General features: G+C 37.2%; 28 protein-coding genes. 3 read left to right on the top strand and 25 right to left on the bottom strand.

Going from position 1 to position 23556, the window contains the following annotated elements; translation table 11 throughout:
* Window positions 1-50 precede the first annotated feature (50 nt).
* Both HMPREF1517_RS02240 and HMPREF1517_RS02235 read left to right on the top strand, forming a co-directional pair.
* Window positions 51-470 (top strand): HIT family protein, encoded by a 420-nt coding sequence (locus HMPREF1517_RS02240; protein ID WP_037599159.1) that lies wholly within the window; start codon window positions 51-53, stop codon window positions 468-470.
* A complete protein-coding gene (locus tag HMPREF1517_RS02235; protein WP_014634939.1) occupies window positions 467-766 on the top strand; it encodes a hypothetical protein in 300 nt (99 codons plus the stop codon). The genes HMPREF1517_RS02240 and HMPREF1517_RS02235 overlap by 4 nt, the downstream gene beginning before the upstream one ends.
* A gap of 180 nt (window positions 767-946) precedes the next feature.
* Here HMPREF1517_RS02235 and HMPREF1517_RS10550 read toward each other — a convergent pair whose 3' ends face one another.
* From HMPREF1517_RS10550 to HMPREF1517_RS02120, 25 genes are all read right to left on the bottom strand, one after another.
* Window positions 947-1114, bottom strand: a complete 168-nt coding sequence (locus HMPREF1517_RS10550) for a hypothetical protein (RefSeq protein WP_014634940.1) — start codon at window positions 1112-1114, stop codon at window positions 947-949.
* Between the two features lie 574 nt (window positions 1115-1688).
* A complete protein-coding gene (locus HMPREF1517_RS02230; RefSeq protein WP_002884297.1) occupies window positions 1689-2297 on the bottom strand; it encodes a DUF4230 domain-containing protein in 609 nt (202 codons plus the stop codon).
* Between the two features lie 17 nt (window positions 2298-2314).
* Window positions 2315-2440, bottom strand: coding sequence for a hypothetical protein (locus tag HMPREF1517_RS10705; protein WP_002884447.1), 126 nt, complete (start codon window positions 2438-2440; stop codon window positions 2315-2317).
* A gap of 435 nt (window positions 2441-2875) precedes the next feature.
* Window positions 2876-4981 (bottom strand): AAA family ATPase, encoded by a 2106-nt coding sequence (locus HMPREF1517_RS02225; RefSeq protein ID WP_037599158.1) that lies wholly within the window; start codon window positions 4979-4981, stop codon window positions 2876-2878.
* Between the two features lie 701 nt (window positions 4982-5682).
* Window positions 5683-5937 (bottom strand): Txe/YoeB family addiction module toxin, encoded by a 255-nt coding sequence (locus HMPREF1517_RS02220; RefSeq protein WP_021143706.1) that lies wholly within the window; start codon window positions 5935-5937, stop codon window positions 5683-5685.
* Window positions 5938-5940: 3 nt separating this feature from the next.
* Window positions 5941-6195, bottom strand: coding sequence for a type II toxin-antitoxin system Phd/YefM family antitoxin (locus HMPREF1517_RS02215; protein ID WP_060971904.1), 255 nt, complete (start codon window positions 6193-6195; stop codon window positions 5941-5943).
* 141 nt (window positions 6196-6336) lie between these two features.
* A complete protein-coding gene (locus tag HMPREF1517_RS02210) occupies window positions 6337-7428 on the bottom strand; it encodes a nucleotidyltransferase (protein ID WP_037599157.1) in 1092 nt (363 codons plus the stop codon).
* 22 nt (window positions 7429-7450) lie between these two features.
* On the bottom strand, window positions 7451-9208 hold the full coding sequence (locus HMPREF1517_RS02205; RefSeq protein ID WP_037599156.1) for an ATP-dependent nuclease: 1758 nt from the start codon (window positions 9206-9208) through the stop codon (window positions 7451-7453).
* A gap of 27 nt (window positions 9209-9235) precedes the next feature.
* The gene (locus HMPREF1517_RS02200) at window positions 9236-9982 is read right to left on the bottom strand and encodes a class I SAM-dependent DNA methyltransferase (protein ID WP_230309987.1); all 747 of its coding nucleotides are present in this window, start codon (window positions 9980-9982) and stop codon (window positions 9236-9238) included.
* 441 nt (window positions 9983-10423) lie between these two features.
* A complete protein-coding gene (gene rsfS, locus HMPREF1517_RS02195; RefSeq protein ID WP_002891669.1) occupies window positions 10424-10774 on the bottom strand; it encodes a ribosome silencing factor in 351 nt (116 codons plus the stop codon).
* A gap of 14 nt (window positions 10775-10788) precedes the next feature.
* Window positions 10789-11289 carry a cysteine hydrolase family protein gene (locus HMPREF1517_RS02190; RefSeq protein WP_037599154.1) on the bottom strand — a complete coding sequence of 167 codons (501 nt, stop codon included), beginning with the start codon at window positions 11287-11289 and terminating at the stop codon, window positions 10789-10791.
* Window positions 11290-11886, bottom strand: coding sequence for a bis(5'-nucleosyl)-tetraphosphatase (symmetrical) YqeK (yqeK, locus tag HMPREF1517_RS02185; protein WP_037599153.1), 597 nt, complete (start codon window positions 11884-11886; stop codon window positions 11290-11292). It lies immediately after the preceding gene.
* On the bottom strand, window positions 11883-12515 hold the full coding sequence (locus tag HMPREF1517_RS02180) for a nicotinate-nucleotide adenylyltransferase (protein WP_037599152.1): 633 nt from the start codon (window positions 12513-12515) through the stop codon (window positions 11883-11885). Before HMPREF1517_RS02180 ends, yqeK begins: the two co-directional genes overlap by 4 nt.
* Window positions 12516-12622: 107 nt before the next feature.
* Window positions 12623-12940 carry a ribosome assembly RNA-binding protein YhbY gene (gene yhbY / locus HMPREF1517_RS02175; RefSeq protein ID WP_002884193.1) on the bottom strand — a complete coding sequence of 106 codons (318 nt, stop codon included), beginning with the start codon at window positions 12938-12940 and terminating at the stop codon, window positions 12623-12625.
* 238 nt (window positions 12941-13178) lie between these two features.
* A complete protein-coding gene (yqeH, locus tag HMPREF1517_RS02170) occupies window positions 13179-14297 on the bottom strand; it encodes a ribosome biogenesis GTPase YqeH (RefSeq protein ID WP_002884381.1) in 1119 nt (372 codons plus the stop codon).
* Window positions 14297-14824, bottom strand: coding sequence for a YqeG family HAD IIIA-type phosphatase (locus HMPREF1517_RS02165; protein WP_002884676.1), 528 nt, complete (start codon window positions 14822-14824; stop codon window positions 14297-14299). Before HMPREF1517_RS02165 ends, yqeH begins: the two co-directional genes overlap by 1 nt.
* Before the next feature lie 137 nt (window positions 14825-14961).
* A complete protein-coding gene (locus HMPREF1517_RS02160; protein ID WP_037599151.1) occupies window positions 14962-15879 on the bottom strand; it encodes a DMT family transporter in 918 nt (305 codons plus the stop codon).
* A gap of 76 nt (window positions 15880-15955) precedes the next feature.
* Window positions 15956-16339 carry a hypothetical protein gene (locus HMPREF1517_RS02155; RefSeq protein ID WP_037599150.1) on the bottom strand — a complete coding sequence of 128 codons (384 nt, stop codon included), beginning with the start codon at window positions 16337-16339 and terminating at the stop codon, window positions 15956-15958.
* Window positions 16340-16428: 89 nt separating this feature from the next.
* Window positions 16429-17775 carry a PTS cellobiose transporter subunit IIC gene (gene celB / locus HMPREF1517_RS02150; RefSeq protein WP_037599149.1) on the bottom strand — a complete coding sequence of 449 codons (1347 nt, stop codon included), beginning with the start codon at window positions 17773-17775 and terminating at the stop codon, window positions 16429-16431.
* Between the two features lie 60 nt (window positions 17776-17835).
* Complete coding sequence (locus HMPREF1517_RS02145; protein WP_004183299.1) at window positions 17836-18342, bottom strand: hypothetical protein; 507 nt, start codon at window positions 18340-18342, stop codon at window positions 17836-17838.
* Between the two features lie 29 nt (window positions 18343-18371).
* On the bottom strand, window positions 18372-18686 hold the full coding sequence (locus tag HMPREF1517_RS02140) for a PTS cellobiose transporter subunit IIA (RefSeq protein WP_003096270.1): 315 nt from the start codon (window positions 18684-18686) through the stop codon (window positions 18372-18374).
* A gap of 9 nt (window positions 18687-18695) precedes the next feature.
* Window positions 18696-20678, bottom strand: a complete 1983-nt coding sequence (locus HMPREF1517_RS02135; RefSeq protein WP_198017472.1) for a BglG family transcription antiterminator — start codon at window positions 20676-20678, stop codon at window positions 18696-18698.
* Between the two features lie 157 nt (window positions 20679-20835).
* The gene (locus tag HMPREF1517_RS02130; RefSeq protein WP_003096262.1) at window positions 20836-21150 is read right to left on the bottom strand and encodes a PTS cellobiose transporter subunit IIB; all 315 of its coding nucleotides are present in this window, start codon (window positions 21148-21150) and stop codon (window positions 20836-20838) included.
* A gap of 131 nt (window positions 21151-21281) precedes the next feature.
* Window positions 21282-21521 carry a SemiSWEET transporter gene (locus HMPREF1517_RS02125; RefSeq protein WP_004183305.1) on the bottom strand — a complete coding sequence of 80 codons (240 nt, stop codon included), beginning with the start codon at window positions 21519-21521 and terminating at the stop codon, window positions 21282-21284.
* A 54-nt stretch (window positions 21522-21575) separates the two neighbouring features.
* A complete protein-coding gene (locus HMPREF1517_RS02120) occupies window positions 21576-23012 on the bottom strand; it encodes a 6-phospho-beta-glucosidase (protein ID WP_037599147.1) in 1437 nt (478 codons plus the stop codon).
* 157 nt (window positions 23013-23169) lie between these two features.
* On the opposite strand from HMPREF1517_RS02120, the gene HMPREF1517_RS02115 reads away from it, so the two are divergent.
* The gene (locus HMPREF1517_RS02115) at window positions 23170-23535 is read left to right on the top strand and encodes a hypothetical protein (protein ID WP_037599146.1); all 366 of its coding nucleotides are present in this window, start codon (window positions 23170-23172) and stop codon (window positions 23533-23535) included.
* Window positions 23536-23556 lie beyond the last annotated feature (21 nt).

Raw genomic sequence — 23556 nt, 5'->3', positions numbered from 1 at the left:
TTGGTATGATATAATCTATTATAACAAAAACTCATGGAAAGGTCGTTATTATGGATAATTGTATTTTCTGTAAAATTATATCTGGAGAAATCCCTTCATCAAAAGTCTACGAGGACGACAAGGTTCTAGCCTTCCTCGATATTTCACAAGCTACAAAAGGACATACCTTGGTTATTCCTAAAGAGCACGTTCGTAACATCTTAGAAATGTCTGCTGAGACTGCTGAGACTGTCTTTAGCCGTGTTCCAAAAATTGCTCGTGCCGTGCAAAAAGCAACTAGAGCAATCGGCATGAATATCCTTAATAACAACGAAGAAGTTGCTGGACAAACCGTCTTCCACGCTCATATTCATCTCGTTCCTCGTTACGGTGCAGACGATGGTATCCACATGGGATTTGACGAACACGAACCAGACTTCGCTGCCCTGGCTGACCTTGCTGACAGCATCGCTAAAGAGGTAACAGAATGAAAATTGGACGCTTTCTAGCTCTTGGAGCCCTCGCCTACGGTGCCTACTACGCCTATAAACGACGTGAAGACATCAAAGAGGAAATCCTAGACCTCAACCAATCACGAGAAAATATCTCTCACGATCTGGACAATATCAAACGCAACCTTGACATCATCAAGGAACAAAACCTTGTTCTCGCTGACATCAAACAAGACCTTAACTATAAAACACGCGTCTTCAAGAAAAACCTCGAACCCCGACTCAACATCATCCAAGAACGCTTGAAAAAATATCAGGGTGAGGATAAAGAATAAAGGTAAGTAGCCTGTGCTACTTACCTTTTTTATCAATGATGAAAACTTATAAAAAGTTTATGGATAGTGTAATAGTCACTCAATGTTCCTTTTTTTCACAACAGAAAGTACCATTCAATAATAAAAGGCACCACTAATCAGATTAAAGAGAACACTACTAAACCTATTTTCATATAATTACTATTTCTCTTTTAAAGCATTAATAATAGAACGTGTTGCTGATCTCGTTAAGCCTTGATTTTTAGGATGTGTCCTTAAATAGGAATGGACTTTGGTACCAGTATCTGAACGTGTGTAACCATTTGTATTAACAATCTTATTACTTAACAGTTTATCCAATAAATCCATTCTGCATCTCCTCACAATTAGTAATTAAAATTTATACTAAATGAATTCATTGTATCATAGTTACCATTCTGTATATTAGCAGTCCACCCAATATTTTCACCGCTCTTCATTTTATGCTTATAGTAGTTTGCTTTTTTTGCTTTTTCGTCTGATTCCTCAACTTTCTGTCCTGGATTAACTGCAACAAATTCTGATATAGATACTGACTGCTTTCCTTTCGGATCGATACTAGATTGTGACGAACTAAATGGTGTTGCTTCAATACTATTGTTAATTACAATAGTTGATTCAATATTAATTTCTTTATCCGTTAAGTTATCAATAATAATATTTCCACCAGTTCTTGTTATTTTAATATTTTTATCACTATATAGTTCTTCCGTTTTTGCTACTTTTTTTTCGAACCCGTAATACTTTGTCCTACTTTTGACGTATTATTGCCATTAGTAGAATTTTCATTCGAAGAATCTCTAATAGCCAAAAAAATTATTAACAATGTAAATATAAATCCAAAAACTGCAAATACATAAACGCTAACATTAAAAATTTACTTTAACATATCTTTTCCTTACCTTTATTTTTGAGTTTCAATTGTCACTTTTGCCTCGTGGTCCAAAGATTTAATCATTGTAGAGTAGTACTTCTCGGCTGACTCCTTTAATAATTTTTTATTGTCCTTTATAAAACCTTGTTGTTCCTTATTTGAAAAACCTTCTGCAACAGCCTCACCAGTATCTATGTCTTTAGTCGAATAACTAAGAATCCCTCCACTAGTATCGTAGAGTGTATAAGGTTTGTCTTTATCTAATTCAACACCAATAACTTCAAATTTGGGTAATGTAACTTGATAATTATGATTACCATTATCTTTAATGGTTACATCATTCTTAATACCGAATTTTGCCGTATAATTTAGAATAATGAGTGCTTTCTTTTCTGAACCAGGTATTACAAAGTTACTACCAAATAACTTTGTATTATTTTCTATTGACTTAACTTTTTGAATAGATGCATTGAGTAAAACTAACTCACTGACCTTTTCCAAAGATTTTACATTTACTATGATTTCTGTCTTTGGTTTTTGATTACCAGATGACTCACTCCCTTTATATACGCTAAGAAAAATGAATCCTACGACAATCACTAATAAAATCGCTAAAATACCATATATTATCTTTTTCATACTTTTTTCCTATTAACTCATTTCTTCAAAAACAACTGGATTAACAATCCTGCAATCACAATACCAGCTGCAATTAGGGGGTTCAACATTGCTATTCCTACAAGAAGTAGAATAGCCAAAATCCATAAAACTACTTTTAACATTATTTCTCCTTATCAAATAACAAAAGATTGTAATATTAAACCCAAGAAATCACTAACTAAAATTTAATTTTACACAAAAATTATATAGCGATATGAATGCGTTGTCAACGCTTTCTTGAAAATAGAATATATTTTTAACTATTTACCATATTATCATAATTTAAACAATTTTATCTCATTTTATATTTAAGAATAAATATAAAAGTCACAGCTATACACAATACAAGACTTTCCGCTGTGCTAAAAGTGAGAGAAGCAATAATGTTTCCCTCACTCGGAAGATTTGAGACCCAGGCTCAAATCTTAGGAATGGAATCCGCTAGGAAGTCACTTCCGTCCCTAGCACCCAAGGAAAGTCTAAAAAATTTATAAAAAGAAAAGCAGAGACGTTTAACATCTCTGCTTCATAAATAGGATTAGGAGGCTTTATGCTTTTTATTTAGCATCTTTTTCTTTGATAACCAAGACACCATCTTCCATATCAGCTTCTAGGTGTTTAGCATCAAGGTTATCCAAGTGGAAGTCTGTGACTTTGTCACGGATTTGTTGTTCAACCACACGGCGGAGTGGACGAACACCCATGACTTCGTCGTAGCCTTCTTCAGTCATGTATTCTTTAGCAGCTTCGCTAACTGCCAAGTCAATGTCTTTCTTAGAAAGCGTCTTGTTAACTTCAACCAACATAAGGTCTACAATCTTAGAAAGATCTTCTTTGCTCAAGTGTGAGAATTCGATGACAGCATTGAAACGGTTAAGGAATTCTGGACGGAAGTAAGGTTTCAAACGATCCATAAGTTCTGGTTTATCAGCATCTTCTGTCAAGTTAGCTTCGTAACCAAAGCCAGCGTTTGAAGTTGCGATAATCACAGTATTCTTGAAGTTTACAGTGTTACCTTGACCATCTGTCAAACGACCATCATCCAAAACTTGGAGGAGAAGGGTGATGACTTGAGGGTCAGCCTTTTCAATTTCGTCGAGAAGGACGATTGAGTATGGGTTACGGCGAACACGTTCTGTCAAAGTATTGCTATTGTCATCATAACCAACATAACCAGCTGTTGTACCAATCAATTTAGAAACGGCTGTGCGGTCGCTGTATTCTGACATGTCCAAACGGATGATAGCATCTTTTGTTCCGAACATATCAAGAGCCAATTGTTTAGCCAACTCAGTTTTACCAACACCAGTAGGTCCTACAAAGAGGAAGCTACCAATTGGACGGTTACCTTCGTCAAATCCTGCACGGTTACGACGGATGGCACGTGCCACTGCTTCAACGGCTTTATCTTGACCGATAACCTTAGTTTGCAAACGGTGGCCCATATCTTTCAAACGTTCGATATCAGTTGCTCCCATTTGCGATACTGGGATACCAGTCATACGTTCTACAGATTCAGCCACATCGTTAACAGTTGCAGTGACTTTAAGGTCTGCTGTGTGGTTAGCAATTTTCTTTTCAAGTTCTTCAATGCGAACTTTAGCATTTAGAGCTGCTTCGTAGTCTTCTTTGGCAGCTGCAGCTTCTTGTTTAGCTTTTTCTTCTTCGATTTCATGTTCAACAGCATTCACATCAGTCACTGGGTGTTGAGCAGCCAAGTGAGCCGCTGTTACATCGACAAGGTCGATAGCCTTATCTGGCAAGCTACGTTGTGGAATGTATTGGACAGAGAAATCTACTGCTGCTTTCAAGACATCATCTGGCAAGATAACATTGTGGTGTTTTTCATAAAGATCACGAATACCTTGGAGAATCTTGAAAGTATCTTCTGCAGAAGGAGCATTAACCTTAACTTCGTTGAAACGACGAGCAAGAGCAGCGTTCTTCAAGATAGTGTTACGGTATTCATCCTGAGTTGTTGCACCAATCACTGTCAATTCACCACGTGAAAGAGCAGGTTTCAAGATATCAGCAAGACCTTTAGATCCTTGACCATCACCAGTGCTTCCGGCACCAAGAATTTGGTGGATTTCATCGAAGAAGAGAATGATATTTCCAGCTTCTTTGACTTCATTTACCAAGTTTTGAATGTTTTCTTCAAAGCTACCACGGTATTGCGTACCAGCTTCAAGTCCAGAAATATCAATTGAGATGATTTCTTTGTTCTTGATAGCAGCTGGGACATCACCATTTACGATGGCTTGTGCCAAACCTTCAACTACGGCTGTTTTACCAACACCAGCGTCCCCGACAAGGACTGGGTTATTCTTGGTACGACGAGCCAAGATTTCGCAAGCTTCTTGGATTTCTTTGTTACGTCCGATAACAGGATCCAATTTACCTTCGCGAGCTTCTTCAGTCAAGTTACGACCAAGTTTAGCAAGGATACCATCTTGTTTAGGTCCTTTACCTTGGTGTTGAGTTGAGTTCACTGCTTCACCTTCATTACCAGGCAATTGACCTGTTTGACGGTAGATAGCAAATTCTTCAGGTGTCACTTCACGACCGTTAATCATGTAGCGACGGTTTTCTGAACGGTAACCACCCATGTTACCCATCAATTGATTGAAAAGATCGTCCATATTGTTAAAGTTGTTGTTCATATAATTACCTCGTTTTGTGTTTTCTTGTGAAATTTTTTAAGTGTTATTTTTATGTTAATGTGTTTTTTGACTTTTACTGACCAAAACCCTAAAAATTTTTAGTAGCTTCAACTACTCTTCTAATAATTTCAGGTTTTGCTCTTGGTAGGAGACTGAGAACTTTCACAGTCTTAAATAAATTGTCATTTAGCATAAGAGCCACCTTCTTTCTGTGAATCTCTCAATATAGCTAACTTCCAAGCCTCTTTCAGAAAGAAACTTGTAGATTAAGGAAACCTTTTTCCTTATAGCTTTATCATATACCTTTCATTTGACCAGGTCAAGAATTTAGTTTTGACTTTTACTGACCTTTTAGATGAAAATTTTTGCAGACTAGCTGCAATCCTTTTAATTGGTATATGGGCTATTGACACAGCCTTCATAAGGATTTCATTTCCTTATGTTTATATTGTACAACATTGGTCAGTAATAGTCAATAGTTTTTTTGACTTTTTTTGACCTTTGTTGTAAATATTTTTGCAGGCAAGCTATAATTACCTTTTTACAACGATTTAGGCTAGTCCTGCAATCTCATAAGGAAGCTATTCCTTATGAGATTATCATACACCATTAGTCAGTAAAGGTCAATAGTTTTATTTGATCTTTTTTGACCTTTTTGAAAATAATTTACGGAAAGTAAAAAAAGCCTACCAAAGATAGACCTAATAATGATCTTTAAAAGAGAGAAAGGCGACACTCTTACCATCAATCATATAAATCAAACGATTTTCAGCATCAATTCGTCGAGACCAAGCTCCTTGAAAGTCATACTTCAAGGGTTCCGGCTTTCCAATACCAGAGAAAGGATCCCGTTGAATGTCTTTAATCAGCTTATTGATTCGCTTAAGTGTCTTCCTATCCTGATTTTGCCAATAACAATAATCCATCCATGCATCTTCAGTGAAAGTGAGTAACATTTTCTACTCCTTTAGTGCATGTTCTTGAGTCTCTCCAGCACGTACCTGAGCCATTCCTCTTAAAACCTTGTCTGATAGTTCTTTATTTTGAACAATACGCAATGTTTCTTGAATGCTATCCCATTCACTCTTTGAGACCACTACAATATCTTCATCAGGATTTTTATTGACTACAGCTAGAGGTTCAAATTCATCATTAACCTTTTTCATATAATCCTTCAAATGATTTCGAAACGTTGAATAGACGACTGCTTCCATTAGCATACCTCATTTTCCTCTTTTCTTTTATTATATACCAAAAGTATAAACTTGTACAAGTTCCTGACAAGTTTATACTTTCTACAATATTTATTCGAAAAAAGATTTAAAAAGCCTACCAGAGGTAGACCTTCTATAAAACTATTTTACTCTAATCGGTACACGTCCAAAGTTTTGTTCGCAAAGCTCGGGGTTACCTAATTGATAAACATTATCCGCTTGTTGTGTAAGCATATCCCAAGGTTCCCTTCCAATCCGAGCCACTATATCCACAGTCTTTTTCACAGATTTAAGATGAGACTGCCCTTTTTGAGAAAATCCAAGGACATGAACAGCCTGGGGTAAAGGATTGTCCACAGCTCCGACCAGGATATAAGTCAAAATACGACGTACACGTGCTTTGGTGTAGCGTTTGGTTGCTACCTTATCCACCAGTTCCTCCACAGAAGAAACCTCACGGATAGCAGCCTTTAGACGACTAGCAATCTCTTCATTAACCTGGAAAACACTAGTCAAATCAGAGTTTGTAAGAATCTGATAAACCAGCAATTGGAAATAATTATCCCAAGAAACTTGTGGAGAAGTCTGAAAAAGTTTGCTATTTGGCATGAACTTATCCACAAAATCACTATCTTGCTTGTGGAGACGTAGGCTGGTTGCTGAAGCGAAAGATACTTCCTTATCTGAGGAATGATAGCCGGCCCCTTGTCTCTGAATAGGATTCAACTTAATCCCCTTACCAGCACAAGCTTTGGCATAGGCTAAGCCTAGAATATGGTTGGGTGTATTGCCAGTAAAGGCTACACCAGCAAACTTTTCCCACATTTTTTGTGTCTTTTGTGGATAAGATAAGTCACTCGATAAATTTTCCACAAAGGCTTCCATTTCCTCTGACTTTTCAGCATAAACATCTGCGATAGTCTGATAGTCTAGGACTTCTTCCGTGCCAAAGGTAAGGCTATCGATTCCCAGTCGGGACAAGATATCGACGGCACCAGCAGCAAAATAATCGGCAGACTGGACAGATGTCAAGAAGGGCAACTCAACCACAAGGTCTGCTCCATTTTCCAAAGCCATCTGAGCCCTAGTCCACTTATCCACAATAGCTGGCTCACCTCGCTGAACAAAATTCCCAGACATGGCAACGATTTTTACGCCCTCAGCCTGATCCAAGAGATACTTGTGACCGTTATGAAAGGGATTGAACTCAGCAATAATACCTGTAACTGTCATTTTTTCTCCTACTTTTCAACATTTATGTCTCTACACCTTCTATAAGGTCTGAAATTACATTTTTAACATCCTCATGAATCTCATCTTCATTCATTTCTTTAAACACAATATCATTCGTACAATCTTGATTATATTCTTCTTTTATAAATTCATAAAACTTCTTTCTTAGATTTTTACCATTAATCATCGAAATTTTATTTTCAAGTCCCTTATTCCATGAAGAATAAAATAATTCTTCACATTTATCACGAGCCTTCGATGCCTCCCATTTAGGGTTTAATTCTTTTTCATAACCTGTGCCGAGAGAAACTGTTTTATCATAAAATTTATTAAATGTCTGTTCTCGAAAACTATCACAAATTTCTTCTAGTTTTTTATAAAAATTTTTTCTATCATTACTTTTAGATATCCTAAATAAGACTTCTGGAACCAAAAGATAATTTTCAAATTCCTTTTTCGTCCAAATATGGAGTTTTATTACATCTGATGTCTCATCCCTTATTGAATCTAAGTGAGATTCAGGGTAATAGTCCCTATCCAATACACTAATTACACTTATATTCGAATCAATTTTAGAAAATAATTCAGCTACTTTATTGTATTTCTCAAGATTCGAAAATCCTCCTATTTTTTCATAGAATATATTATCGATTGAAAAATCACTATCAGGATACAACTTCTCATAAAATTTCTTCAGTAAAGACATATCATTACCTTCAAGAAACAGTAATTTCTTATAAGTAAACAACCGTATCAAAGACATATTTTGAATACTTCCAATTTCATCTACAACACCTTGAAGCTTAGACAAATTAAGCGTATACTTCAATTTTTTCTTTTTATTACTAACATTCAGAATATTCTCTGAATCGACTTCAGAAATAATTTCTATAGAATGAGTCGCAATAATCACTTGTTGAAAATTTCTACGAACATATTTCAATAATTTTCGTTGCAAATCGGGGTGCATATATATATCTGGCTCATCTAAAATAACCGTCGTTATACCTTGGTTTTTTGATTTAGTAACAAACCACATCATTTGTAACCACATTTGAAGTCCATTACCAACATATCCTAATTCTGTCATAAAGTCATTCTCTCCTACGACTAAAGAGACCAAAGTATTATCTGAAGAGTATTCAAGTTTTGGAGGATTTATTTGCAGATTTTTCCATGTTTGCTTTATTAATGAAGAAAATTCATTAAATACTTTTTCATCATTAGTCATTTCCAAATAAATCTCGTTTCTGAAGTGCAATGATGCTAAATATGTATCTTTATCTTTCATTACTGTTTCTTTCGACAAATATTTTTCAATTTTTTTTAATGGACCTATTTGAGGTAAAATATTTAACTTAGGAAATCCAGAATTATTAAAAGTACCTTTATTAGTAATAAGTTTACCATTCGAGTCATAAATAAGTGCAAATATTAAATCATCATGGAAGTGAACTATAATTTTATAACCATCATCAAATCCTGCAGTGAGTTTTGGTTTAGAATCTTCGTCATAGTTATGAGGAATCGTACTAGTATTGATTTTTAACATCTTACCATTGACAATAATACATTTAGCTTTTCTAGGAAAATCAAGAACCAAACTCTCAGGAATATTTTTAAAAGTTGGTTTGGATAGAGCATAAGAAATTATTCTTAATGCTTCAATAATAGTTGATTTTCCTGCATTATTTTTTCCAACTGCAATTGTTAAATCCTTAAACTCTAGTTTTGTATCTTTAAAGCAACGATAATCTTCTAAATGTAAAAATTTAAGCATCTAATTAGCATCTCCCTTTTCAAATTTTTAAAATAATTTATTACATACGAAAAACCATCGTTTGCTGGTCTTTGTTGGCTCTTTATCTTCAAAGTCAGCATAAAGTTTGAAAGATTTGAAGCCAGCTTGCTCCAACAAGATATCATAAGTCAAGACCTCATAGGTACGCTCCTCATGGACCTCATCATGGCGACTAAAGCTTCCATCTTCCTCTTGGACAAAGAAGGTTAATTCATGAACAATAGAATGCGGTGCCGCATCCTCATAGGTATCCCAAAGCATGGCAAAGTCTTCTGCATTTTCATGGTAAGAATAGCCAGGGAAAACCTCATCCGTTTGATAGGTTGAGTGCACATCAAAGATGAAGACGCCATCTTCATTAAGGGCATTGTAAACCTCCTTGAAGACGTCCCCAACCTCAACTTCGTCCTGCATATAGCAGATTGAATCTGAGTAGCAGGTCACAAAATCATACTTGCCCGCTTGCGATAAATCCAACATGTTGCCTTCAATAAAGTCAATTTTCTGTTTGGCTGAAGAGGCACGCTTCTCAGCAATTTTCAACATATCAGCACTCAAATCGAGTCCAGTTACATCAAAACCAGCTTGAGAAAAGCGAACAGACTGAATTCCAGTTCCACAAGCCAATTCAAGCAATTTCTTTTTGTCCTTAGTCTTTGGCAAATGACGGAGGGAAAAATCCGTCCACAAATCGTAAAGACTATCATCCATAACAGCGTCGTATACCGCCGCAAAAGTTTCATAAGTAGCCATAATTATGATACCAAGTTCGCCCGTAATCGGAAAGGAAATTAGGGGAGTGAGACAGAACGAATTTTCTTAGAAAAATCGTTCGTTGTCTCACCCCCGCAAGGCTGATTAGGTACTCTTCCGAGCTTAAAAAGCGAATGAAGAGTCCAATCAGCTACTGCGCCAAATAATAAATTTTAATATTAATAATTTAACATAGAGCTATCTATTTTCCGACGATTACAGGACGGGTTCAAATCCTTTCTAAGATACAAAGAGCGTCAAAAGCAAAGAGAAAATAGGAAACTTTCTGCCGTATCACCAGATACAAGGAAAGTTTATCTTTTTCTCATGGCTTTTAACTCGTGTTCAGTTGACAAACCAACCAAACACAAGGCTATATCCTTCCTATTAAATCTTTAGTTTAACCAACAAAACCCAGTTGTCGCCAACTGAGTTCAATTTTTATGCCAAATAAGCTGACACATCCACCATTGGTGCTTCGTGCCAGAGTTTTTCAAGGTTATAGTGAGCACGTTCATCTTCTGTAAAGATGTGAACAACGACGTCGTTAAGATCCAAAAGAATCCAACCACCCTTGTTGTCACCTTCCATGTGACTAGCGTCAAGGCCAGCTTCTTTCACTTTCTCACGGATGTTGTCGGCAATAGCTTCCAACTGACGGCTATTCATTGCACTCAAAATAACAAAGTAATCTGTTAGGCTTGTAAGGCCGTACAAATCAAGGGCAACAATGTCTTCAGCTCGCTTTTCATCAGCAGCTTTGACAACCAATTCAAGTAATTCTTCTTTCATTTAATCCTCTTTCATTAAAAAATCGTTTTGTAATCTAAGACATCCGCAAAACACTCATCCCAAATGTTCTCATAAAATTCATTAATTGTTTCTGCCGGAATGTCATCTCCATCAAAGGTTGTAACAGCACCTTCAGGAATTACTAGCTTGTAGCCGTGTTCAAAAGCAACTTTAACGGATGTATCGACACAATATTCTGTTTGCATACCACACAAGACTAGTTGTTTAATTCCTTGTTGCTCCAAGTATTCTTTTAAACCTGTCTCTTTAAACATACTATTGTATTGCTTCTGAAACACCTTTTCATCAGGCTGTCTCTTTAATAGTGGCGATAATTGCCAATCTTCAGAGGTTAGAGCCTCATTTGTTTCAATATGTTGAATGTAGATGATTTCAATCTGCTGTTTTCTAGCCTGATCTTGTAAATAAGAGATTTTCTCTAACAGCTGTTTCGTTTCAAAACCTGTTTCTACTAAGATATTTTGTACATCAATAATGATAAAAGCAGTTTTCACTCATTGATCCTCTTTCAAGTACTTCACAAAAGCATTATAGGTTTCCAAGGTTTGTGGGAAAATCGGTAGAGCTTGATGGGCCAAGTGTTCTACCGTATGGACTGTCTCAAAAGCGACTGCCTTATCCAAGGATTGCTCTGCTACTTGTCTAGCTTCCTCTACCAAAGGGAAATTACGGTTATGCTCAATATAATCAGCCACATAAACAATCTTATCTAGGGTTGACATTTCATGGCTTCCGACGGTATGAATTTCAATACTGCGTAGAATTTCGGGATCAGTCAATCCCAAATCTTCTTGGATTTTGTAAATCCCAACCATGCCATGCCAGACATTATTCCCCCAATTTTTCAATGCAGGATCAAGCTCATACTTATCGATAAGTTCCAAGAATTCCTGATCTGGAAGTTCCTTGGCATAATCATGAAGCAAACCAGCCAATCCGGCTTTCTCAGTATCATAACCGTACTTTTCAGCAAGAGCAATAGCAGCTCGCTCAACACCCAGAACATGATTGAAGCGTTTAGGGCTCATGACCGCTCGAACTTTTTCAAGAAGTTCTTCACGAGAATAGTCTAGATATTTTTCATAGGTCATTTATAGAGCCCCGCTTTCTTGATGTAGGCAAGTACAGACTGTGGTACCATAAAGTTAGGTGTGCGATCCTTCTTAATGTAGGCTCTGACTACACTTGAACTAATATCCATAAGGGGCACATCCACCCAAATAACTGGGTAAGAGGTTCCAGCCTTATACTTAGGACGCTGAACACCAACAAATTGGACCATCTCGATAAGTTCATCAATACGATGCCACTTAGGTAGGTATTCGACCATATCCGCTCCAATAATAAAGTAATAATCCGTATCAGGATTGGCTTCCGTCAAGAGCTTCATGGTGTCATAAGTATAACTGATTCCCTTACGTTCCAACTCAATGGTTTCGATGTCCAATCCTTCGATACCGTTAATAGCCAACATAAGCATATTAAGGCGGTGTTTTTCATCAATGGTCTCTTTTTTATCGACATGAGGTGGCTCATATTCAGGCATGAGAAGAACTTCATCGAGGCCTAACTGCTGACGCACCTGGTCAGCAACAACCAAGTGGGCATTATGAACAGGATTGAAATTTCCACCTAATATTCCCACTTGCTTACGGCCTGTATCTTTGATTTCTTCCTCTAGTTGAACCTTTGTAAATGGGGTTACGAGATCTAATGCCATGTACGTCTCCTCTATCTCAAGCATTATACAACTGACTTAAGGCTAGCTTTAATGCTTCGAAAGTGTTCCTATACCTTAGTTTGTCCTTCACCAAGCAAAATCAGCAACTATTTTTGGATTGCTTTGACCTTTGGTGACAACTTACGATTTTCTTTTTTAGCTGATTCTTTATAGAGAATCAAGATACGTCCAATCTTAAGGACTGTATCACAGCCAATTTCTTCTTCCAAGATTTCAGCAACCTCATGAATATCTTCCATAGTATTTTGGAGTAGGGTTACTTTAATCAATTCACGGGCATCAAGAGCGTTACGAACGCTAGTTTTGATGTGGTCGTTAAGACCGTTTTTCCCGATTTGTACAATAGGTTTAAGGGTGTGCGCTTCCGATTTGAGGAAGGCACGTTGTTTTGATGTTAATGACATGTTTATTCCTTTTAATTTTTTTGCTGTTTTTCTTAGGTGATACGGACGCTAGCAAACCTTCGGTTTCATAGCTAGTTTTTGAGCCTAGGGTCTCAAAAATTCCGAATCCAAGTAACATAAAATGTTACTTGGATTACTATCACAGCGAAAAACACATCGTTTGCTCATGACCTAAATCTAGGCAAACCTCATGTTCATTGAAAAGACTCTTTTTATACTTTTAACTACTTTATTAAGTTTAAATAATCGCTTTTCGTACGACGACGCCAACACCTTCTGGTGCCCAGGCGGCAACGATGGTTGGTTGGTCAGCTTTTCCTTGGACACGAATCCAGCCTAGTCCTGAGAAGACAATATCTGTCTTATCTTTGACAGTAAATTCGTGACGAACAAGTTTTGGAAAATCAGCCAGATCCTTTGGTCCAGGAGGCATGAGAAGACTTCCAACATGCTTATCATAGAAGGCATCTGCGCCTTCAAGTTTAGTACGATGAAGCTTCAAGTTATTATCAAAGAAGGCTGTAAAACCTTGCTTATTCCCATCAATAAAGTCAAATCGTCCAAGACCGCCTAGGAATAGAGTTTGGCCTGCATTTAACTGGTAAGTTTTTGGCTTAATTTCCTTCTTAGGACTAACGTACTTGAGGTCCTTCGCTGACAGATAGTGTGCCATCTGGTGGCGGTGGATGATTCCAGGTGTATCAAAAATATAAGTACCATCATCCAAAGGAATTTCAATCTTATCAAGGGTTGTTCCTGGGAAACGAGAAGTCGTGATAATATCTTTATCTCCTGTAATTTCCTTGATAATCGCATTAATTAAGGTTGATTTACCAACATTCGTCACACCGACAACATAAACATCACGACTCTTACGGAGTTTTTCAATACGCTGAATCAACTCTTTAATGGCGTGATGATTTTGGGCAGACGTCAACATGACATCCACGGGACGCATGCCTTCTTCATGGGCACGTTCTGTCAACCATTGAGTTACTTTACCATCTTTAACAGATTTAGGTAGGATATCCTTTTTATTTCCGACCAAGAGCACATCATTCCCAGAAACAAAGCGTGACAAGCCTGGAATGATTGATCCATTAAAATCGAAAATATCAACAACATTGACAACGAGGGCATCACTGTCTCCAACTTCATGAAGCAATTTTAAAAACTCGTCATCAGTGATGTGGACATCCACAATTTCATTGTAATGACGAAGGCGGAAACAACGTTGACAGTACAACTCACCTGTTTCTTCAGCTTTTTTTATAGAGCTAGCGGGTGTGTAACCAGCCTTTTCTTTATCTTCAGTTTGAATTTGGGCTCCACAGCCAATACAAAATAATTCTTCCATTAAATTCCTTTGTTAAAGGTCATTGGACCATATGCTTTTTCAATCTTTTTCCACATGCGACGCTCACGCCAACGATTAAACTTGGTTACCCAAGCATCTGATTGCACCAAGGGCTTAACCAAAATCGAGCGAATACCAGCTCGGTGGCTAGCTCTGATGTCAGTCATGAGCTGATCTCCCACCATAACGACCTCGTCACGGTTAAAGTGGTAACGCTCAATCGCTTCATTAATCCCTTTCGTAAAAGGTTTCATGGCACGACTCACGAAATCCACATGGAAATTGGCAACCGCACGTTCAACACGTTCATGTTTATTGTTAGAGACCACAACAACTGGAATGTCAGCCTCTGTCATCTCATCTAACCAAGCACGTAGCTCAGGAGTCCCATCAGGGTTATTCCAAGCAATCAAGGTATTATCCAAATCGACCAAGACAGCACGAATACCGTGTTCACGTAGTTGGTCAGGTTTCAAATCATAAACAGCCTCCACCATAAAATGGGGCCTGTAATCGTCTATACTCATTTTCTCTCCAAAATGTTAGTTTACCTCTTATTTTACCATATTTTTAAGGTTTATGTGTGGGACTTAAGTCCTATTTTTTAAGAACATCTTTGACATGAAGGTATCGAAAAAGAACCACAATCACTTGGGCTCTATCTTTATCTTTGAATTTTCTCTTGTTTTTTAAGGGCTACTAAATCCTTAAGCGAAATGAGGATAACAGCAAGAACAATTAAAATCATTCCAAGCACATCAATGGCAAAGAAGTGGTCACCCATGATTAAGACCGTTAAAATGACCGATGCCACTGGTTCTACCGATGCCAGAAGACTTCCTTTTACAGCGCCAACCATGGTTGTTCCCTTGAGGAAAACTGTATAAGCAAAAACTGTCCCGATGAAGACCAACCCAAAGAGTGCTAAAAGATTTCCACCAGTCAAGGGTAACTCATACTTCCAGGCTTGGATAGCAATTGGAAAGACTAGACCACCGAGTAACATTCCTAGACCGATGACAATCAGACTGCCCCACTTTTCAATAGCTTTAGCAGGCAGTAAGATATAGAGTGCATAGGTTACTGCCGAGAAGAGGCCCCAGCACAAGCCAATAGGTGTGATAGCCAACTCTGTCACCTGACCATGCGTGGCGATAATAAAGGTTCCCGCAATAGCCATGATAATCGCCACTAACTCTGAGACCGTTGGAAATCTGCGGTTCTTTGCACACAAAAAAGCCAGAATAAGGACTGGCGTGACATACTGTAAGACTGTCGCAGTTCCAGCGTTGGTGTACTGAATAGCACTGAGATAGGCATACTGATTCAAGACCAGACCAAAGAGAGCAAATAAGGCGATACTTACTAAGGTTTTCCTATCTTTAATGGCTTGTACTAATTTGTCTCGCTGCCTAAAAAAGACCGAAGCCGTTAGTAAGGTCCCAGCTAGAATCAAACGTAAACTCGTCAAAAGATTGACATTAACCCCATGAGCCATCAGGTATTGACCAGAAACCCCTGAGACTCCCCAGGCAATCCCAGCAGTTATGACCATCAGACTACCTTTAAGTTGTTTAGACATGTGTTTTCCTCGATTATGATAATGCCTATTTATTATAACATAGGGAGTTGTATGTCAGAGGATTACTTCAGAAAAATTAAACTGTTTTTCTTGAGGCATTTTCAAGCCACCAACCGACAATCCAGCCAAGGACTAAAAGATAATTCTCAAAAGCTCCAACAGCATTAACAGAGTGATGGTATTGAAGATAGCTAAGGAAATGATTGGTTCCAATACCTAGGCCTCCTAGAATCAAAGCAATCAGAACAGCTCTCAGATAAAACCAATCGTACTTGAGGTTAACGGCAAGGAGGATGACCAGAACCGCCACATTCCAAATACCAATCTCCCTCTGCCATCCAACTGAAATGCCATATCCTGAATGACTTCCCATATAGGTTGGGAAGAATAGCTGAAAAATAATAGCACCAGTCATGGCTAGGATGACAAGGATAAATAGGACTCTTAAGAATTTGTTCATAGGGTTGCTCCTGTTTAAAATATTCTTTATTGAATATCACTAGTATAACAAAAAAGACCTTAACAAACGTTAAGATCTTTAATCATAAATTAAGCTTCTTGTTCTTCTTTTAACAATTTCTTATCGTAAACACGGATGAATGGGAAGTAAACAAGGAAGGCAGCAACTGCACAGACAAGAGCAACCACAACCGCACGGAGGTCTGCAGTTCCTAAGAAGGCTCCGATTCCAACTGGCGTTGGCCATGGAACTTGTGCAATAACAGGATTAATCAAATGTAATGCATTAACAAAGTAGTAAATAGTAGCTGTAACCATTGGCGCCAAGATAAATGGAATTGCTAATGCTGGATTATAGATAATTGGCAAACCAAAAATCAAAGGTTCATTAATGTTGAACAATGCTGGAACAACTGAGGCACGTCCAATCGCTTTTAGTTGCTCTGACTTAGCAGCAAAAGCAATGTATAGACAAAGGCCAAGAGTTGCACCTGATCCACCAGCGATAACAAACATGTTAGAAAATTCACCAGCTACAGCATAGTGTCCACCAGCAGCATTTTCTGCCATGTTAGCAAGTGCGATCGGGTTAACGAAAGCAAAGATAATGTTCGCGCCATGAATCCCCACAATCCAGAGAAGTTGAGTTAAAAGATAAATAATCATTAATCCAATCCATGAGTTAGTTAGGTTAGCAACAAACCCAAATGGAATAGCAATAACTTTAAAGATGTCAGTTCCCAGCGCTACGAGTGCACCATTAATAAAGATAACTACAAATGCAACGACGAATCCTGGAATCAAGGCTGTAAATCCACGTGAAACTCCTTCTGGAACAGCTTCAGGCATTTTAATAACCCAATTACGTTTTACACATGTACGATAAATAAGGACTGTCACAATAGCCATGATAATAGCTGTGAAAATACCAGTAGTACCAAAGCGAGTAACTCCATTACCCATTGCCCAACCGTCAACAACGACTGCACCTTCTTTTAGGCTACCTACAGCCTTCATCATTCCACCGTCAAAAATGATTTGTGGAACTGTCATAATGAAAGCCATGAGCGCAAGAAGAGCACCGTTAAGAGGATTCATATTTAGTTCTTCTTCTTCTGCATAGATTTTGGTTAACTCATAAGCAAGTGAGAGAACAAAGTAAAGTGAGAGAGAACCCATAGTAGCATAGTTAGCAACCATGTATAGAGAAGTAAACTTATCAAATGAAGCTGAGAAAATATCAGCTACAATTGGCCAGAATGAGAAGGCTTGTGGCAAAATACTAAATACCAAGAACATTGAGCCAACAATAGTAAATGGTACAGCTGCCATACCTGCTGCCGTGATTGCACGTACAACTTTAAACTGAGCAAGTTTCCCCATTGGTCCCATGACATGATTTTCAAGGAAACCAAATAATCCGTTTTGTTGATCCATAATCGGACCTCCTTAATAATAATTATAAATTTATTTCAATAGTTATCCTTTTTCAAGGTGCTATAAGGTCACAGAACTCTTTTCTAACTGGATAAAGCGTTGATAAGCCTTATCTTTACGTTCATATATTTCTTGAATTCTTTTAAGATTTAACAAGCATAGGCCAAAACCTAGTAAAAGAATAACGAAAACGAAGAAACGTGCAGCTTGATTATTTTCAAAAATTGGGAAAAGAGTTGTGAACAAACTCGTCCAAGTTAGAACAAGTAGTCCCATCTGAATAACTGCCTGTGAGCGAATAAACATCTGAGTCACCTTCAAACGTTCATCACGCTTGCCATACAATCGAAACTGCTCAACAGTAGCCAAAATCGCTAATACAATTAATGTAATAGGGAGAACAATAACAAAAGAAGGACGAATAAATTGATTCAAAAGCCAATAAATATTGCCAAAAAAGAAGAGTGCTATTGTATAACGTAGAAGAAGATAGCGATTAAAGAAAGTATTTTTTAATGCTGTCTCCCGACGTTGACGCTCGATTTCTAGTTGTTCTTTTTTTGTCATTGTCTTCCTCCTTGTTTAACTATATATGCTTAGCCAACCTTTCTATGAAGAACCAGCATTTCTTTTGCCACTTCCAATAGAGTCATTGTAGTCATTAAATGGTCTTGAGCATGCACCATAATAATTTCAATCTTGATTTCCACACCACTTGCATAGTCTTGCAAAAGTTTTGTTTGTGCATGGTGTGCTTCTAAAATTTCTTCATTTGAATGGTCTAACTTAGCTTCCGCTTCGTCAAAACGTCCTTCTCGCATATCAGCAAACGCTTCATGAATTTCTGTTCTAGCAGTGCCTGAATGAAGAATAATTTCAAAGGCTGCAACCTGTAGTTCTTCTTGATTCATATGAACCTCCTATGTTATTTTTTCAAAAATTGTAATAAAATCTTCAAAATCCTTGCAATTGATTAATTGCTTTTGTAAGTCATCATTTTCTGTTAAGGAAACTATTTTCTTCGTCACATCCTTCAACCCATCATTACCATATAATGATGGTGATAAAAGAAAAACAAGTTGAATATGTGAACTTTGATTATCCCAAGATATAGGTTCTTGACAGATAGCAACTGAGACTTTAACTTCTTTCCCCAATGGTCTAATGGGATGTGGAACTGCAACTCTTTGGGAAAAGACGACAGAACTTAAGTCCTCACGCTGTTTAATTTCGTAAAGTAAAGATTGTTTGAAATCATCTGATTCACCGACAGATAGACCTTCAGCCATTTCTTCCAATAGTCGTGTTTTATCGCATTTCGTCCATACAAAGAAGTTATCTTGACTAAAGTATTGTTTAAAATTATCGTCTTTAATCCGAGCTACTTCTGAACGATTTCCAATTCTCGAAACTTGCATCTGGTCCATAGCCTGACGGATCTGAGATATTTCTTCGGTTTTAAGAAAAACACTCACTGTAAAAACTGGTATCTGAAAGTAAAGGTTTGATAAATCAACAGCCGATACAATAAAATCAATACCGTCTATTTTTTCTTGGTTCAACTCATAGTAACCTATGACATCAACCACCTCTATACGATTCCCAAGCTCAGATTCAAGACGATTTTTAAGCATTTGAGCAGCTCCAAATCCTGTCGCACAAATCGCCAATACTGAAAATTTATGGTTTTCTTTTCGACGTTCGATAGCAGCCAAGAAATGAAGACAGACATAAACTATTTCATCGTCAGATATAGTAGCCTGTGAAAAAGCTTCCATATTTGCAAGAATTTCCTTGGTCATGAAGAATACATCACTATAATTCTGTTTAACCTCATCTACCAATGGATTACTAAGATTAATATGACTGGCTAAACGTACCTGTAAGGTCATCAAATGAGTTATAAGGCTCTCAATAAGCTGAAAATCCGAAGAAAAGTGATATATATCATCTAACCCTAAGGTTTTAAAGCTTTGGACCACCGAGTCTCTCAGTGCCTCTTTAGAAAACTCTGTTTGATTGTTTTGGGGAAACTGACTTTTAGCTAACAGATGTAGGGTAATATAATCAATCTCTTGAACTGGAAATTCCTGATTGGTTACACTACTGACTCTTGAAAGAATCCTCTTAGCAACCTGGCGTTCAATGTCATTGTCTACCATCTGACAGTCTAAGTTACTAATTTCAAAACCAGACTTGATACGACCTATTGCTAATGCTATATGAACAACTAAATTTTGTAAGACAAAATCCGATAACTTCAGATTAGCTTCCTGACATTCTTCTAAAACAATCTTTGCCAACTCCTCTAATGGAAGATTTTGGTCAAAAAAATTTGACTTCACATAAGTATGCAATGCTTTAAAAAACTGATTTTCCAAGAAATAACTCATAATAAAGCGACGTTTGTCACGTTCTTCACCAGAAACATAGACACCTTTATTCGCTCTACTCTCTATAGTTAAGCTATAGTCAGCTAGCATCTGGCGAATCTTTTTAAAATCATTAGATAAAGTTGATCGACTAACATATAGCTCCTCAACTAAATCATCAAAAAGAACCGGAACCTGTTCAAACAAGAGCTTATTTAAAATGAAGGCTAGACGATCATCACCTTGAGACATAGACGTTTTTGTACTATAATCGTTGCCTAATTCATAGATTAGACGAAAGGTTTGGCAAACTTCTTGACTTTCAAAAATTAGTCGATAGCCTTGTCCTTGTTTTGACACTAACCTAACACCTTGGAGATTTAAGGTTTGATCAATTGATTTCAAGTGATTACGTACAGTTCTATCCGAACAGGACAAGTATTCAGCAAGTTCCTTACTTGTAACATAACGTTCCCTGTGCTTTAACAAGAATTGAAGGATGCCTTTTTCTCTAGTATTTGACACTCTCATATCCTCCTAAAAATGATATTCTCACCTTCCATTATAGGATATTTTCACACCTTAAATTCTTTTTATTGAGCATAAGTCATATTATGAATCATTTATAATTTAGTTAATAGATAATATTAATCAAACCTTGTTATTAACATTATTTCTTTATCAAAGATTAGATGTTTTCTACAATTAAATTAGCCATTTTTTCAATTCCCATTGGAATTGGAATATAAGCTTGCGGTGGAATTTGAACAACTGGTTTTCCGACTTTAGCACCTGCTTCTTCAAACTGTTTAAAATACATTTTTGTTTGAGGACTTACAAGGTACAAATCAAACTCTGATGCTGCAATAGCTTTTCCGCCTTCAGTAGCACTAATAGCGTCAACCTCTATATCCTGACCTTTTCCCTTTAGAAACTCCGTTGTTTTCTTCGCCATGAGTGATGAAGACATTCCTGCCGCACAAATAATCAACGCTTTTGCCATAAGATTTTCTCCTTTAATCTAATCCCATCAAATTGATACCTGATTGGGTTATTTCTTATTTACACTTTAATTATAAAGTAAAGCGCTTACAATTACCATTGCTGATTTTTCCTCAACGATACGGAAAATAATTATTTGTACTTCAATTTATAAATCAAAATAATACCAGATAGCAAGAACGAAACACTATTAGCCAAAATCAAAGGTAAGTCACCAATATGAAGGCCATGGGCAAGCCACAAAGCAATACCAATAACCTGCATAACATACATCCCTAAGGCAATTGATTCAGTATCTTTTGTTTTTACCACACGCACAACTTGTGGTAAAAAGGCAAATGTTGTTAAAATTGCTGCAATGCTACCAATTATATTTATTCTCCTATGTTTACTAAAGAAGCTGGGAATACGCCCAGCTTCTTAATTTTATTCTACCGTTGCACCATTAGATGCAATAACTTCTTTATACCAATTAAATGATTTCTTCGGTGATCGTTCATAACTTCCCTGTCCATCATCATCTTTATCCACATAGATAAATCCGTAACGTTTCCTCATCTCACCGGTACCGGCTGAAACCAGGTCAATACAGCCCCAAGGTGTATAGCCCATTAAATCAACGCCATCTTCAACTACAGCTTTTTTCATTTCACGAATATGGGCACCTAGGTAATCAATTCGATAATCATCATGAACCATGCCATCTGCTTCAACTTGGTCTATGGCACCAAAACCATTTTCAACAATAAAAAGTGGTAGATGATAGTGATCAGTAAACCAGTTTAATGCATAACGTAAGCCCTCTGGGTCAATTTGCCACTCCCACTCAGATGCCTGAACATAATTATTTTTGACCAAATCTTCCGTTTCAAGATAATCGAAATGAGGATTATTCTCACGATGAGAATCGATAGCAAAAGACATATAGTAACTAAATCCAATATAGTCTACTGTTCCTCCAAGTAAATCCTCTTTATCTTGATCTGTAAAATCAACTGAAATTCCTTTACGTTCCCAATACTTGAGAATGTGTTCAGGATATTTACCAAAAACATGTACGTCAGTAAAGTAATAACGTTTTTGCATAGCCTTCATGGCCATTAAAATGTCTTTAGGATTACAAGTTGCAGGATAAATAGGACACATCGCAATCATACAACCAATTTGAAAGTCTGGATTGATTTCATGGCCAATTTTTACTGCTCGAGCAGAGGCTACTAACTCATAGTGTGCTGCTTGATACATAATAGCTTCTCGGTCGTCACCTTCCTCGTATACAATACCTGAGTTCGTAAATGGTGCAAAATCTTCCTGGTAATTGGCCTGATTGTTGATTTCATTGAAGGTCATCCAGTATTTAACTTTATCTTTATAACGTTTGAATACGACTTCTGCAAAGCGAACAAAGAAATCAATCAATTTGCGATTTTTCCACCCACCATATTCTGTAACCAAATGATAAGGCATCTCAAAATGGGATAAAGTAATTACAGGTTCAATTCCATGCTTCAAGCACTCATCAAAAAGATCATCATAAAACTGCAACCCTTCTTCATTGGGCTCTAATTCATCACCCTTTGGGAAAATACGTGTCCAAGCAATTGATGTTCGGAAGCACTTAAATCCCATTTCAGCAAAAAGCGCTATATCTCCTTTGTAACGATGGTAAAAATCTATGGCCTCATGATTTGGATAATATTTACCTTCCAAAACACCCGGTGTAATTTCACGGGCAACTCCATGGCGACCAGCTGTCATGACATCAGCAACACTGATACCCTTACCACCTTCTTGCCATCCACCTTCAAGTTGATGAGCAGCTACAGCACCACCCCACAAAAATCCATCTTTAAAAGTAGTCATCGTTTTTCCTCCTGACTTTGATACTTCTATTATAAACTTCACAAGCGACAATGAAAACGCATTCTTTTTCCATAATACTACGGAAAGTAACAGATTATTTTTTATTTGAAAACGTTTTATAAAAGGAGTATACTATGTCCCATAAGGAGGCAATATTATGAATTTCATACAGTTTTTAATTGCTTTTGCAGGACTTGTTGTTGGAGTTAGTGCTGTTGCTATGCTCTTCTGGTACTTAAGTAAGGCTTTAAAGAAAAACGTCATTGTACGTGACGATAACACCTTTACTATCGTTCATCTTAAGGAGCTAGATCAATACCCTGACTTACTTAAGAATACCGATTTTAAGAAAATGGGAGACTGGACAGCTCATGATAATGGACAGGAATTCCGAGGTACTTCTAATGTCTCTAAAGAAAAACTTCGCCAATGGATTATTGATAAATATCATTTAAAAGCTCATCAAGTTATTGTCACTGTTCCTGAAGAAATGAAGGTTGCTTCAGCTCTTCCTCATTTCTAAAGTCACTTAGTCTTTTTCAAA

Source organism: Streptococcus sp. ACS2, from assembly GCF_000525585.1.
Lineage (GTDB): Bacteria > Bacillota > Bacilli > Lactobacillales > Streptococcaceae > Streptococcus.
Note: the sequence above shows the minus strand (reverse complement) of the source record. Positions and strands in the feature narration are given on the sequence as shown.